15 protein-coding genes are annotated in these 14,782 nt (G+C 39.5%); 8 read left to right on the top strand and 7 right to left on the bottom strand.

Annotation, left to right across the window (positions count from 1 at the left end):
- Window positions 1-40 precede the first annotated feature (40 nt).
- Window positions 41-3,040, top strand: a complete 3,000-nt coding sequence (locus H5158_RS13485; protein ID WP_409076821.1) for a TonB-dependent receptor plug domain-containing protein — start codon at window positions 41-43, stop codon at window positions 3,038-3,040.
- Between the two features lie 57 nt (window positions 3,041-3,097).
- On the opposite strand, the gene H5158_RS13480 is transcribed toward H5158_RS13485, so the two are convergent.
- The 7 genes from H5158_RS13480 to H5158_RS13450 form a co-directional block, all read right to left on the bottom strand.
- Window positions 3,098-3,493, bottom strand: a complete 396-nt coding sequence (locus H5158_RS13480; protein WP_145233557.1) for a biopolymer transporter ExbD — start codon at window positions 3,491-3,493, stop codon at window positions 3,098-3,100.
- Between the two features lie 215 nt (window positions 3,494-3,708).
- A complete protein-coding gene (locus H5158_RS13475) occupies window positions 3,709-4,152 on the bottom strand; it encodes a PA2169 family four-helix-bundle protein (protein ID WP_145233559.1) in 444 nt (147 codons plus the stop codon).
- Between the two features lie 167 nt (window positions 4,153-4,319).
- Window positions 4,320-5,258 (bottom strand): LysR family transcriptional regulator, encoded by a 939-nt coding sequence (locus tag H5158_RS13470; protein ID WP_145233562.1) that lies wholly within the window; start codon window positions 5,256-5,258, stop codon window positions 4,320-4,322.
- 15 nt (window positions 5,259-5,273) lie between these two features.
- Window positions 5,274-6,992 carry a bifunctional isocitrate dehydrogenase kinase/phosphatase gene (gene aceK / locus H5158_RS13465; protein ID WP_145233564.1) on the bottom strand — a complete coding sequence of 573 codons (1,719 nt, stop codon included), beginning with the start codon at window positions 6,990-6,992 and terminating at the stop codon, window positions 5,274-5,276.
- Between the two features lie 82 nt (window positions 6,993-7,074).
- Complete coding sequence (locus tag H5158_RS13460) at window positions 7,075-7,551, bottom strand: DUF4124 domain-containing protein (protein ID WP_182740233.1); 477 nt, start codon at window positions 7,549-7,551, stop codon at window positions 7,075-7,077.
- Between the two features lie 76 nt (window positions 7,552-7,627).
- Window positions 7,628-9,124, bottom strand: coding sequence for a DUF3413 domain-containing protein (locus tag H5158_RS13455; RefSeq protein WP_182718592.1), 1,497 nt, complete (start codon window positions 9,122-9,124; stop codon window positions 7,628-7,630).
- 5 nt (window positions 9,125-9,129) lie between these two features.
- Window positions 9,130-9,342 carry a DUF1414 domain-containing protein gene (locus H5158_RS13450; RefSeq protein WP_016707302.1) on the bottom strand — a complete coding sequence of 71 codons (213 nt, stop codon included), beginning with the start codon at window positions 9,340-9,342 and terminating at the stop codon, window positions 9,130-9,132.
- Window positions 9,343-9,404: 62 nt separating this feature from the next.
- Between H5158_RS13450 and yejK the strand changes: the two genes are divergently transcribed.
- From yejK to H5158_RS13415, 7 genes are all read left to right on the top strand, one after another.
- Window positions 9,405-10,418: a nucleoid-associated protein YejK gene (gene yejK, locus H5158_RS13445; protein ID WP_149982371.1), complete on the top strand. Its 1,014-nt coding sequence runs from the start codon at window positions 9,405-9,407 to the stop codon at window positions 10,416-10,418.
- A 298-nt stretch (window positions 10,419-10,716) separates the two neighbouring features.
- On the top strand, window positions 10,717-11,508 hold the full coding sequence (locus H5158_RS13440; RefSeq protein WP_182740232.1) for an alpha/beta fold hydrolase: 792 nt from the start codon (window positions 10,717-10,719) through the stop codon (window positions 11,506-11,508).
- A 342-nt stretch (window positions 11,509-11,850) separates the two neighbouring features.
- On the top strand, window positions 11,851-12,198 hold the full coding sequence (locus H5158_RS13435; RefSeq protein ID WP_182740231.1) for a hypothetical protein: 348 nt from the start codon (window positions 11,851-11,853) through the stop codon (window positions 12,196-12,198).
- A 233-nt stretch (window positions 12,199-12,431) separates the two neighbouring features.
- Complete coding sequence (locus H5158_RS13430; protein ID WP_182718594.1) at window positions 12,432-12,734, top strand: hypothetical protein; 303 nt, start codon at window positions 12,432-12,434, stop codon at window positions 12,732-12,734.
- A gap of 97 nt (window positions 12,735-12,831) precedes the next feature.
- Window positions 12,832-13,248: an SMI1/KNR4 family protein gene (locus H5158_RS13425; RefSeq protein WP_182740230.1), complete on the top strand. Its 417-nt coding sequence runs from the start codon at window positions 12,832-12,834 to the stop codon at window positions 13,246-13,248.
- A gap of 118 nt (window positions 13,249-13,366) precedes the next feature.
- Window positions 13,367-14,098, top strand: coding sequence for an alpha/beta fold hydrolase (locus tag H5158_RS13420; RefSeq protein ID WP_182718596.1), 732 nt, complete (start codon window positions 13,367-13,369; stop codon window positions 14,096-14,098).
- Entirely contained in the window at window positions 14,079-14,537 is a 459-nt protein-coding gene (locus tag H5158_RS13415; RefSeq protein ID WP_182718597.1) for a GFA family protein, read from the top strand. Before H5158_RS13420 ends, H5158_RS13415 begins: the two co-directional genes overlap by 20 nt.
- Window positions 14,538-14,782 lie beyond the last annotated feature (245 nt).

Genomic DNA, 14,782 nt, shown 5'->3' with positions numbered 1-14,782 from the left:
GCTTATGCTTGCTCTTTGATTTAAAGTGTCAGAAGTTACAATGGTAAATATAAAAAGTAAAAAAATAATTAATAAAAAAATAGGATTGCATAGCGGATTATTCTTTCTCAACTGTTTGTATAAGTTGCGCAGTAACCAAACGTATCCAATTTGTGGGTTAATTGTATTAGCACCTTTAGTATTTAGCCTAAATGTTCAGGCTGAGGCTGCAAATCCACAGATGGTACAATTTGATATAAAAGCGCAGCGAGCAGATCAAGCATTGATAGAGTTTGCAAAACAAACAGAACAAACCGTGGTTTTTTCGTTTGACTTAGCAAAACAATACCAAGCTCAATCAGTGTATGGTTATTACACTCAGTTAGAAGCGCTTAGTACAATGCTGAAAAATACTGAACTCGATGCGGTTGTTGATCAAAATGGTTTACTGAGTATAAAACTCAAACAAATCAATAGGAATGATAACAACATGAGAAAGCTTTCAGGGGTCAGTGCTGCTGTAATACCACTTTTAATGGCAACCAATAGCCAAGTTGCTAATGCACAAGAACAAGCCGCTCAAGAAAATATTGAAAAAATCGCCATCGTTGGTAGCCGTGTAGCAGGGCGTTCGGTCGAAGACTTACCCGTACCTGTTGATATTTTAAGTGCTGAAGCGCTAGAAAATACCGGACAAACAGAAGTCGGCCGTATGTTACAAGCTATCGCACCGTCTTTTAACTTTTCAAGTTCATCGATCAGTGATGGTACTGATGCACTACGACCTGCCACTTTACGTGGCTTAGGGCCAGATCAAACATTAGTACTTATCAATGGTAAACGTCGTCACCAAGCCAGCATTATCCATATTAATACATCTGTAGGTCGTGGTACTGCAGGTACAGATATGAATGCGATCCCAGCTGCTGCAATTAAACGTATCGAAGTGCTACGTGATGGTGCGGCTGCACAATATGGTTCAGATGCGATTGCGGGTGTTATCAACATCGTATTAAAAGATGCTGATGAAGGCGGTAAAGCCGCAGTTAACTATGGCCAGTATTCTGAAGGTGATGGCGAAACCGTTACGATTGATTTTAATAAAGGCTTTGCCTTAGGCGATGATGGTTATTTAAATACCACTGTCAACTACCGCGACCGTGCACCTACAAATCGTGCCGGTTTACATGGCTCTTGCCAGTTTTATGGTTGCACAGAGCTTGATGATGGCACGCTGTTAGCGGGCGATCCTCGTGAGCTGACTGCACCACGTGATACGTTTAGAATTGGTGATGCAGACTCGCAACAATTTGCTTTAACGGTGAATACCGGTTATGAACTTGCTGGTGGTGAGCTCTATGGCTTTATTACTTATTCAACCCGAGATAACGAATCAGCCGCGTTCTTCCGTCATAATGCCAATGCTGATGGCAACCCAGTTTTACAAGATGGTGATGCGGTGATCCCGATGGGCTTCTTGCCAATGATCAACACCACCATTGATGATATATCGTATAACTTTGGCTTTAAAAAAGAGTTTGATAATAGCTCTAGTCTTGACCTGTCATACACCTATGGTGAAAACAGCATCGATTATACCACTAGTGACACTATCAATGGTTCATACGCTAATTTATTACGTTATGATCAAGGTTTAAGTGCTGATGATATTCGTGCCACTATTCCTCGCCAAGCGTATGCGTATGGCATGGAGTTATCACTGCAAACAATCAATCTTGATTTTACACAAGACTATGATAATTTTTCACTGGCAATGGGTGCCGAGCTTCGCACCGATGAATATCGTATTTTAGAAGGCAGTGAATACGCTTACCGTGATTATGATACTAATAATGGTGTTAATATTTACGATGGTATGAGCGGTGGTATTGGCAGCGAAAATGCAGCAGGTGGTACTCAAGGTTTTGGTGGTTCATCGCCGGAATCTTCTGTGGATGAATCACGTGATGTGATTTCGTTTTACCTTGATGCTGAAACTTACATTATTGATGATGTAATTATCTCTGGCGCACTGCGTTACGATAACTACAAAGGCTTTGGTGATACGGTTAACTTTAAGTTAGCGGGTAACTGGTCGGTGACTGATGACGTTTCACTGCGCGGTGCGGTGAGTACTGGTTTTAGAGCACCATCAATGCAGCAATTGTATTTCAATAATATCAGTACCCAGTTTGTAGTTGGTCCTAATGGCGATCTAATTGCAGAAGAAGTTGGTACTTTTAGAAACGACAGCACACTTGCACAGAGTATTGGTATTCCAAAACTTAAAGAAGAAAAGTCACAAAACATGAGCTTAGGTATTGTGTATAACGTGACGGATAATATTAATGTTACCGTTGATTATTATTCAATTGATATTGACGACCGTATTGTGATCAGTAACCGTTTAGGTAAAGGGTTGTCATCAACGCTAGATGCTGCATTGGTTAGTTCTGGCGCAGGTGCAGGGCAGTTTTTCTTAAATGGTGCAGATACCGAAACGCAAGGTGTGGATTTTGTTGCGACATGGAACACGGAAGGCTTAGGCGGTACCCTAGATTTTACATTAGCGGCTAACTTTACTGAAACCGATGTGGTTGATTTATTTACTCCTGCGGGCAGTGGTTTGGAAACGATCCCTGTCGAAGATGTATTTTCTTCGCAAGAAACCTCAATCATCGAAGAATGGCAACCACAAGACAGAGTAAACTTAAGTGCATTATATCGCCTTGAAGATTGGACGGTAAACTTATCGCTCAATCGTTATGGCGAATACACGGTTGAAGATGGCGGTCGCCAGACTTACGGCGCTGAAATTCTTACCGATATAAAAGTAAATTATTTTGTCACAGACAACTTGTCACTAAATATTGGTGCAAACAATTTATTTGACGTTTACCCTGATAAAAATACCATAGGTAATTCTCGCTCAGGCACAATTGTTGATGCTTCTGGTAATACTATTATCAGTTCAACCGGTGTATTTGAGTACTCACGCCGTTCAGCACCATTTGGTTTTAACGGTGCTTACTACTATGTAGGTGCTGAATACCGATTCTAAAAATAACTTCTCCTACGTTATTTAGTTTTGAAGGGCCGTCTGGCCCTTTTTTTGCTTTTAGTGTGATGTGAGTGCAATGGGGTAGTTATCATACTCTTTGATATTATTCATTACTGTCATTAAAGTTTGATGCGTACTGTTTTCGTCAGCGGCTATTTGTACTGTGGCGATATTATACTTCGCAGCAAACATCGCAAGGTTAGTGGCAACTTGGTTTAAGTCAATTAATCGCCCCGCAAAATACACCGCATTGCTTTGGTCAATACTAAAATGAGCACTTTTAGTTTGTTTATCAATACTGGGTTTATCTACAGGCCGTTGCAGCTCTATTGCCACAGGTTTTACAAATGAAGTTGTAACAATAAAAAATATTAAAAGTATAAATACAATATCAAGCATCGGCGTCATATCAACGTCAGCGTTTTGTGGGTTTACATGTTGTTTATTTCTCATAATGGAACCTTGTTATTTTTGATAAAATGCTGCGGCGCCACAGCGGGATAGTAGGTACCTATTAATAAGCCTAGACGATTAAAATCATGCTGTGGTTAAATAAATATGCTATTTTTATTAATTATTTGCATTATTTTGTTATAAAAATCATTTAACTATAATTATGAGCATAAAAAAGCCCAGCGCGTGGCTGGGCTTTCATTTAAGCATTGTGGTTAATGCTTCTGCATACGGCTCATCTCCGTATGACAGCTTTGCATGGTCAGTAATACTTTAGCGAGGGCGGCTTCACAATCGTGCGGTTGTGGTTTTTTCATGGCAGCTTTAATTTCTTCAAGTGTTTTATCTTCCACTTCTTCAAGCTCTTTGACATAAATTTGGTCGTTGTTGGCACTAAATTTTGTGATCAGTGCGGTATATGCTCGGCGAGCTTCAACAGCAAAAGACGAACCATCTTCTCGTTCACCTTGCTGATTAATAGCGTAAGGCTGTAAGTTTTCAACGCTGACTTTACGTGCGTCTATCATACGCTGAAATAGCGCACCAATGGCTGGATCTTGTACTTTTTCCTGCGCCTTTTCATAAAAGTCGATGCCGCTGTTCATTACTTGGATAATGTCAGTGATATGATTTACTTCGTTTCCTTGCTGGGCATTCATAATATTGACCTCTTTAAGTTAAATGAATATTAAAGTTCAAGTAACTTAAAGCAATTGCCATTCCATTTTTAAATTATTTTAACATCATGATTATTAATACTTTTAAATTGATGTTTGCTTACTTGAAAATACCAGTAAGCAAATTTTACAGGGCTTTTGTAAGAGCGTTACTTTAATTCATCTGCAACTTCGGCTACTTTTTGGCGTAACCAAATATGACTGGCATCTCTGTGAAGTAATGGGCTCCAAATCATATCTAACTCAAATGGTGGTATAGGGAAGGGAGGCTCCAGAATTTGCAAACCAGGATCATCTAAATAAATATTAGCGGCTTTTGAAGGGAGTGTCGCAATCAGGTTCTTCTCTTTCGCTAGATGTATTGCAACGTGGTAATTACGGGTGAATGTGGCAATATTTCGGTGTTTACCAAAGTGGGCGAGCGCTTCATCAACCCAGCCAAGTTTTTGTACGTCTTTAGGATCCATACCAACCCCGACACCAAAACCTGTTTTACTTACCCAAATATGCCGAGCTTTTAAATAACTATCGAGGCTAAAATTTTCAATGATCGGGTTGTCAGCTTTTACTAAACAACAAAAGCTATCTTTCCAAATACGTTTGTGATGAAACGACTGCGGTAGGTTTTCGAAACGATTTATTGCCATATCAACTTTACCGTTTTCTACATCATGAAAAGTAACATCACTTGGAGTGAGAATATCGAGTGTGGTATCCGGCGCTTCATCGTGTAATTTACTCAGTAGCTTAGGTGCTAAGGTGCTGGCAGCATAGTCACTGGCCATAATCCTAAATACCCGTTTGCTTTGGCTGGCCTCAAATTCACGGTTTGGTGCAAGCGTTTCTTCTAATGTCATTAAGATGCCACGGATCACCGGCTGCAATTCAATAGCTCGTTCAGTGGGCACCATACCATCACTGGTGCGTACTAAGATCGGATCGTTAAACAGGTTACGTAAACGTTTTAAACCATTACTCATTGCCGGCTGTGTAATGCTAAGCTGGTTTGCGGCGCGAGTAACATTACATTCGCGTAATAATGTGTCGAGATAAACGAGTAAGTTTAAATCTATTTTACTGATATTCATTGTGTGTCCTTTCGTCTACCATTGATGGATAAAACGCTGCGCTGCTGGATAAGGGTAGATATGGCTAACGACCCCTGCTTTTATATTTCGTTGCGCTTGCTGCCAAAATGCGACGTCTAATAGTTCTGGATGTGTTTGGCTGAAAACTGCTTTGTATTGCGGGTTCGGCATTACAAAAGTGCATAACTGCTCTGGAAATACATCTTGTGGTGCCACAGAGTAACTTTGCTCATTGGTTAAGTAGTCATCATAACTTTTGGCTTTAGGCAGTGCTCTAAAGTTCATGTCTGTTAAATATTGCACTTCATCATAATCATAAAAAATAATGCGTTTGTGTTTACTGACACCAAAGTTTTTAAGCAACATATCGCCTGGGAAAATATTAACGGCGATCATTTCCTTGAGTGCTTGGCCATATTCTGCAATGGCAACAGCGGCATCTTCAGTATTAGCTTTTTCTAAATATAAATTCAGTGGCGTCATGCGTCGCTCAATATACATATGTTTGATGATCAGTAAGTCGCCTTCGATGATCATTGATGAACCAATAGTTTGTTTAAGCTGTGCAAGCAATGTAGCGTTAAAACGCGCAACAGGGAATACGACGTTAGAATACTCTATGGTATCTGCCATACGACCAACCCGATCATGGCTTTTAACTAATTGGTAGCGTTTGAGAACGGTATCGCGGCCAAATGGTTTACTTTCACCAAATTTGTCTTTAATTATTTTAAATACATAATCAAATGAAGGTAGGGTAAATACCATCATCACCATGCCCGGTGTGCCAGGGGCAATCACAAAATCATCACTGGAGCGTTGTAAATGGGTTAAAAACTCGCGATAGAACTCGGTTTTACCTTGTTTATGAAAGCCAATGGCATTGTAAAGCTCTGCTAAGGTTTTGTTGGGCATTAGTTGGTTTAAAAACCGAACTAATGCGGAAGGAGCGTGGGTTTCAACCATAAAATAAGCACGAGCAAAGCCAAAAATAACCCGCATTTGCGATGAGTTAGTCAGTAAAGCATCGAGATACAGACCTTGCTCTTGATGATGTAACACCGCAATAATAAATGGCTGCACACCACTTTGTGATACTACACGGCCGACAATATAGGCTGCTTTGTTGCGATAAAACGGCGTTTGTAATATGTCAAAGCGCATTTGCCACGCACGGTGATGGGTGTCGGGTGCTTGTTTATAAAACGCTTTTACTAAAAGTCGTATATCGCGCTCTAAATTAACAAAATCGGCTTTAAAATCAAATTGATTAATTATTTTACGGATAGTGGGCTTTAAGCCGTCTACAACAGGAAAGTAGCTGCGGTATTCTGCTTCTACAGGAAGCGCAGGAGCATCTGCCAAGGTGGCTTTTACAAAAATAAAATCATTATTAAAATAACGTCGATGAAATAAGCGGCAAAACACAGAGTTATAAAATGTTTCGGCTAATTCTGCTTGTGGATGAAACGTTAAAAAGTGCTGGTAGATTTGTTTTGTTTGCAGCCAGAGTGATTCATCCAATTGATTGGCTAATTGCTGATTTTGTAGTTGCTGGGTGGTTTCGTTAACCCGATCATCGTAATAAGTGATCCGCAAGCGACTAATGTCGTGCATTTTTGTCCAGTTTTTATTTGCAAATGCCAGAGGTGCTTGTGCGGTGATCTGCTGAAATAATTTATAATGCTTTTTAAAGCCATTTAAAATTAGCTCGGCAATGTTTTGTGGTTGCATGAACGGGTACTCCAAAATGACCTGTAGAGTATATGCTCTACACATGTTAAGAGTATGCTATATATTGGTAAAACCCAATAGTTTATTCATAACGTTTCAGTTTTTTTTCGAGTGCGGAGAGCTGTTTGGTGGTCGTTTTGGTGTTTTTGGCAAACGTTTTATTGATCACTTTTAGCTGCTTTTTTATCTCTTTACTCAGCTTTTTTTTATCATCATCACTCATTAAACGATTTAGCCTTTGCAGTTGCTCGTATTCAGCGCGATCACGGTCACGACTCAAAATGGCGAGTTTATATTTAACACTGCGTATCTCAGCGTTGAGATTACGAATAATTTGTTCACGCTCAAGGGAGTTAAGCGCTTTGACATGATTTACAGTAGCCGGAGTGACGTTGGGCGACACTGCTATTTTATGTTGCGTTGCCTGCCCGCCACAGGGGAATTGGCTAAATGTAGTGCCTCTGTCGGTTACGCACTTGTAATATTGATCTGCGGAAGCCGCCTGATCAGCAACAAATAGCAAACTAATAAAAATAACGAAAAGAGTACACAGTTTCATTACGCTAGCCTTCCCTAGTTAGGGCATAATCATATATGAAAACTATAACCTAACTTGGGTAAATTGCCAGTAGCAGTTATTCGGTAAAGGTTTTTAGCTTTTTAATGCTTTGTGCTAAAAACGGAATATCTAAACCTTGCTCTATTGAAAAGCCTTGTGCAGCAGAGATATTTTTATAATTACCATCAGAATCAATTAATGTAATACGGTCTTTCTTATAGGCAATAAATACGCCTTGCGAATAATTAACGCCCATATCGCCTTTTTTGTTATACAAATTAACGCCTAGCATGCTTTGCTTTGCGATATCAGCACAATTTAAATATTGGCCAACGCTTGTGGCAATTAAATCGCTTGGTTGGATCAAGCCTTCAGTACGGGTTACTTTTCTATCCGTGCTGTATAAAGATGAAGCACTCACAATACCGTGATCAACATCGGCTAAACTAAATGCAAATACTTGATTGACTCCCTCACGAAGCGCAGTGTTTTCATCGGCGTTAATGATACGAATTGCTGCATCACCCGCTGTTGTACTATTGATATAGTTAAAATCATTAAAGCCACTGACACTAATACTACGACGATTACTTTGCCACACCGGCAATGTTTGCTCTGTCATTAAGGCTGGCTTGTAGTATGCAGGTAAACCGTAAATCAAGCTAAATAGCACATCTTGATGATGAACGGGTTGTAAAAGCTGCTCGGTTTTATTTAAATTTTTGTGCTGTTTAGCAAAATTAGTTAACGCAGGCGCAGAGCTAAACACTAAAATATCGACTGTCGCAGCAGTAAATTCTTCACAGCGAGCAATTGGTGTTGGAGCCGTGTAATCTACATTTTGTGTATTAACCTTTACGTTATGCGCTTGCTCGTAACTTTCAATATCAAGTAAATCATTTTTTGCCAATAAACTTTTTGCTGTCGTTGGGTAGGACAAGGGTAAGACATTATCTTGCTTAGTAATATCAAACTTCAAATTTGCATCAGCCCAAATATGAATACTGTGACTCATCGCAAAACAGACTAATAACAATGAGCTGGCGTAACGAGCAAATTTATATTGTTTTAAGCGGGCTAAATGGTGCCATGTATAGTTACTTGCTAATAATTGAAATGCAAAAATAAGCATCACAATTCCGCCAGCGAGCAGGGTTGTCAGCGCTGGAGAGCTGGTTAAACGATGCCATAATAAGGTAATAATTTCAGGTAATGCAGAGCTACTTAAATGGTAGCCTAAATTAAAATACACATAGGCATCAAGCGTCAGTAGTGATGCACCACAGGTGGCAAGTATTGCTGCCATACCGCGGATATGACGTGGGTAAGGAAATATTAAACTTAGCGGAAATACCGTCAGCACAAAGGCAATAAAGGTAATAAAACTAGTGTGGCTAAGCCATGTCACTAGCATATAAAGCATACCCATAAAGCTGGTGGGAGGAGAGTCAGCAAATAAGTAACTTAAACTTATAAGCAACACTAAGCCGATATTGGCAAAAGTAAACAAATGCCCCCAACTTAATAATTGACTCGCTTTAGACGAAAACTGATTGTGCTGCGATAAATTCATAAAGTCTATTTAACCGATTGCGCAAGTGCTTTGGCAAAATTGTCTGCAACCGCTTGTCTTTTCCCTGTTGGTACATGCTCTTTTAAGATATGCGTGATAGAATTTCCTAAACACATAAGACTTAAATCAACCGGCGCATTGTGCTTAGTTAACACATCAATGAGCTGATCGACGATTTGTTCTACTTCATCATTAGAATATTTTGATAAGATTGGCATCAGTTGGTTCAATAAAAGAGTTATATTCTCACATTTTAACACCAGAGGCGTGAAAAACAAAGATGGCAATAGATGTTAAAAAGTTAGTCGTTCATTATGTAGACAAAAAAGACGACGATACGCAAATTCATTTGCGCAATGACGAAATGGCAGTGAATGATAAAGTCGCTGTATTCATCGAGCAACTTCATCACGCATACAACGGCAAACCAGGTAAAGGGTACTGTGCTTTTAGTGGTGATAAAAACTCTGTAGTTGCATCAGCCATGCAAAGTTACCGCAATAGCGAGCTTGGCTTTTGGCACATGACAGAGCAAGCTTCAGCTGTACTTAAAGAGGAACTTGATAAGTACGCGTTTAACGAAACTGGCTATTTAGTATTTTGTCATTATCAATACGTAGCAACCGATTATATGCTGATTGCAATGATCAACATCAAAGAGCATTACTCTATTACCTCTGAGCTTGATTTAGCCTCGTCACGCCATTTAGATATTTCCCGCATGCAACTAGCTGCACGCATCGATTTAACTGCGTGGGACACCCAAGCAGAAGACAATCGTTATATCTCATTTATTAAAGGCCGAGCAGGGCGCAAAGTCGCCGACTTTTTCTTAGACTTTTTAGGTTGCGAAGAAGGCATAGATCCTAAACAGCAAAGCCAAGTAATGCTCAATGCAGTTGAAGATTATTTATCAGAGCAACAATTTGATAAATCTGAAAAAGACGATCTGCGTAAACAAGTATTTGATTACTGTAATGACTGCGTTACTACTGGTGAAGATGCTAACGTCAGCGAGTTATCAGCAACGCTCACCAAAGGTGACGACAACCCATTTGAAAGCTTTTGCAAAGAGCAAAGCTATGACCTAGAAGAGTCATTCCCGGTCGATAAAAAAACTGTTACCAGTATGGTTAAATTCTCTGGCCTTGGCGGCGGCGTGAGCATCAGTTTTGAGCGCAAACACTTAGGCGAACGGGTAATGTACAATGAGGCCACTGATACGTTAGTTATTAAAGGTATACCGCCGAACCTTAAAGACCAATTGCAACGGTTTATGGAAAGTGAAGACTAGCGCTTTAAGCCATAAGCCATAAGCGGTAAGTTTTAAGCAGATTTGAGTTAGTTGAAAGCGTGGTGTTTACACCGCGCTTTCTTGTTTTTGCTGTGTGCCGAAGCATAGTTACAGTCGATACTAAATTAATTAAGCTGTCTGAAAAAACCACCGCGAATAAGATTATTACTCTAGCTTTTAATACAAAAAATAATTGAACCAAAATAGTAACTTGGCTATGGTTCATTAATAAAAGTGAATTTAAAATGAGTTTATCTACAGGTTTAGTCGTTAAGGAGGAAAAGTCAAATTTGGATTGATGCTTTGCTATTTTTTTGTCACGGCAAGTGTGTTTGCCAAGCCTAGTTTTATTAAGGTTAATGGCTATGATGTTGAGTACGAAATCGCGGGGAGTGGCAAGCATACTGTATTTTTAGAGGCTGGTGGCTCTGCGGGGTTGTCTGATTGGGAGCCGGTTTTTGAAAAGTTTGCAAAGGAAGCCCGCATCATTCGTTATTCAAGAGTTGGTAACGGCGGTTCTACGCAATTGAGAAAAAATTACAGCTCGGAAGAGTATGCAAACGAAGCTCTCATGTTACTTGAAGCGTTACACGTTGAAAAACCAATCGTCTATATTGCTCATTCATATGGTGCTTATACCGCAAGACGATTCGCTGCAACTTACCCTGAGTGGGTTTCAGCCCTCATGCTGATTGAGCCTGCTTCGGAGCGTGATGTTGATATCATGCGCCAAATTGATCTTGCAAAAGCTGAGAAAGAAATAGCACAAGTGAAATTAGACGATATGGCCAATGGTATGTCCAACCAGTATCTGGACTTTTGGGCGAAAAGACCATTGCCAGATTATCCACAGATCCCAGATATTCCAGTAACCGTTATTGCATCCGTGAAAAAGTATAAAAATCCGCCATTACTCTTTTTTACCGATGAAGGCCGAAAAATGTGGGGCGAATTGCATTCAGCTTGGGCTGAGTCTTTTCCACAAGGTAAAGCTGTATTAACTGATAAGAGCTATCATTATCCTCAAAATGATGAACCAGATAGGGTGGTGCAAGAAGTAATTGAACTGTTAGGCAGAATTAAAGACTAACTTTGATCCATGAGTAAACATTAATTTAAAATAATGAATTATGAGTATTGAGTTACTTCAGACAATGTAATGGTCATAGTTATATTTGGCGCAAAGCTTTGAAAAATTAACGCCTATAAATTCGTTTTACCTAAAACTGGCCAGGTGTATTCGGTTAGTTTTGATAAAAATGAAGGGATAATTGAGGTTCAGGGGTTTCGAATTGAAATGGCAGAAGTGTCTTGCCATAGTTTGGTAGAGTTTGGGAGTAATAGGCTCTATTTATTGTAAATTCACTTAATGAGCGCATATTACCTGACTGATTTGCCATGGGTTCTGATCAGATAAAAATAGGGTATTAAAATGGAAGTTTTAGAATTTCGTCAACGACTACAAACTATACTTGTAAACGAACTAAAAATGTGGAGACATCGGCTGTGCAATCAAACAATGTTAGTTTTCGATTTTGGATGTTTTGCATGGCATGGCTATTTTGAATTGAGCTTTTTAACGAACGATGAACCAGAGATGGAAATGTTTTCACGAGACGTAGACTTTATGGCACAGTGGAGACTATACGATTTCACATCTACGTACCTCTCCAAGTGGCCTCAAGCTACTGAACTGGCAATTGAAATGCAACAAAGTTATGAGTCTGCAAGCGAGCCATCTGCTAAAGCAGACGAATTCTTTCTGCATGTGCTGCTGTAGTTAAATCTAGAGAAGTCAAAGAAGTGTTGGCAACATACTCGCTAGCGAACGATTTTGAAATGCGCGTGTTAAATTCAGATGATACTTCAAATAAGAACTATTGTAACTTTAATACCTAAGAAGGCCCTGTATAATCCTTCTAAGGTTGTTATACCAAAGAGTAGGATGCTATGAGGATCACTGAGCACGCTAGAGTGCTAAAAATTGCTAAGCTCAATTTGACGAGTGGCTTAATGAAGCTCACTCTAGGCGGTTTTGTGCACGAAGACCTTGAGTTTAGGTGCAATAAACCAAAGTATTATCTTGAACCAGACGGGTTTTCATCACCTGGTTTAGACGTAATTCCGCTGTGGGAATCAGACGACATGATAACAGGTTTTTATTTTGAGGGAGCGACGCCTGTTTTCATCGTATATTACATCGATAGCCCAAGTGCAGTTAGAGAAATTGGCCGCAGTGTCGACGAGCTGATTAATTATCTTGTAGACGAATATGCAGAGAATGAAGAACAAGTGCGAAATGTGTTATCAAACTAAATATTGCATAAAATCGACATCTCGGTTACCACTTTTGTGCTGTTTTGTTGTTTAAAGCTACCACGTTTGATAGGTATTTATAAGTCAGGAAAATACAATGCAAATTGAAGAAGTCATAGCACTATTAAAAGAAAAGAATGAACCGGTCCCAAAGCCTTTAATATTACCAACGGAAGACGAAGTGTCTTGTGCTGAAAAAGACTTATCTTTTAAATTTCCAGCTCAATATCGCAAGTTTATGCTTGAAGCTAGTTGCGTTACTTTCGGTGTAAGAGAGCCAGGTTTAGTACTACCAGATTTACAACCGTATTGTTGCCTAAGAAGAATGACAAAAGATGGTCGTCAATCTGGAGTTCCTAAGGATTTTATTGTTTTCTGCGAAGAGAATGGAAATTATTTCACCATAAATGAAAAAGGTAATATTGGATACTACGATCATGATGATCTTACACACAATCTACACAATGGTGATTTCAAAGATTGGGTGATAGAAAATTGGTTAGAGTTAGAGTAAGTGCCTGCTGCCGTTTTAGCGTTTCATATTTTTTGCTCATGATTTTTGTGCACAAAAGCACTTGGCCAAAATCAAAGTTCAAGTATTTGAATGCTAACGTTGGGTGCTGAATTTAAATATGAAAATTATACTGCTTCCTGGCCTTGACGGGACTGGCCGTCTGTTTGCTAAATTGACAAAAAACTTGCCTGAAAATATAAATACTGAAGTGATCTCATATGAATCACTTGAAGGCGTAACTTATGCTAAACAAGCGGCAGAAATAGCAAAGCGTTTTAAAGATACTGATATTTATATTGTCGCGGAGTCTTATTCTGGGCCGGTGGCTTATGAGCTTTATAAGCTACTTGGCAGTCGTGTGAAAGGCATCGTATTTTTGGCCAGCTTTATCTCAGCGCCTTCTTTGTTATCTAAGTTGGCAGGCTTTTTACCCGTTAGCTTACTGTCAGCAAATTATTTAAGTAAAAAGCTACTTTATCTGTTTGGTTTTAGTTTAACGGGTAGCCAAACGTTGGTTTATCCCGTATTTGCTTCGCTGCAAACAGCGAATAAACGTAAACTCAAATTAAGATTAGGCAACATAGCTGGCCTTTCAAAACAACAGTGCGAGTTAGATTGCCCAGTGACTTATATTCGCCCTAGTAGAGATTTACTGGTAAGCGTGAGTGCGGTGAAGTACTTAGCGTCAATGTGTTCCAGCTTCAGCCAAGTTGAGATTGAAGGCGGACATTTTATAGCGCAATCAAACCCTGTAGCATGTGCTAAGGTTATTTGTGATACATTCAACGTAGCATCGGCGTTGATAAAATTGAACTTAAAGGAAGATTATAATGGACAGTACATCTCATAAAACAAAAGGCCATTGTCGTTGTGGACAGGTAAAGTTTGAAGTTAGCGCAAAGCCAATGATCACTATGGCTTGTCATTGCACTGGCTGTCAGAAAATGACGTCTAGCGCATTTAGCTTAAGCTCATTATTTCAGCGAGCTGCCTTTTCTATTACATCTGGAGCGCCTGTTATTGGCGGGCTGCATGACAGTAGTACGCAGCACTTTTTTTGTGGACATTGTATGAGCTGGTTATTTACCCACCTAGAAGGTTTGGATGATTTTGTAAATGTTCGCTCAACAATGCTAGATGACTCTCGCACCTACAAACCATTCATTGAAACTTACACGGATGAAAAACTTGAGTGGGCTAGTACGGGGGCAAAGCACAGTTTTTGTAAGTTTCCACCGCAGGAAAAGTTTCCTGAATTGCTGCATGAGTATATGCTAAAACAAGGATAAATATAGCATTACCCTTCATGCGCTTTTTATAAATAACAAGTGCAATGTGATGTTTGTTTTTCCATCACTATTTATCTAGTATCTCTGCTTAGGCTAGTCTGCTTTAGCTAGAACCTAGTAATACCAATCTGCATAAAGATTAAGTCAATTTTATCCAGTCTCTAGAGCATATGCTTTTAACCGTATCAGGAACAGAAATGAATTTATTCCACGCTTGCGAAACCTGTTCGACTATTTCTTCATAA

Origin of the sequence: Pseudoalteromonas sp. SR45-6, assembly GCF_014163545.1 — a bacterium.
In the GTDB taxonomy this organism is placed as follows: Bacteria; Pseudomonadota; Gammaproteobacteria; order Enterobacterales; family Alteromonadaceae; genus Pseudoalteromonas; species Pseudoalteromonas rhizosphaerae.
This window is presented reverse-complemented; position numbering and strand designations above follow the sequence as displayed.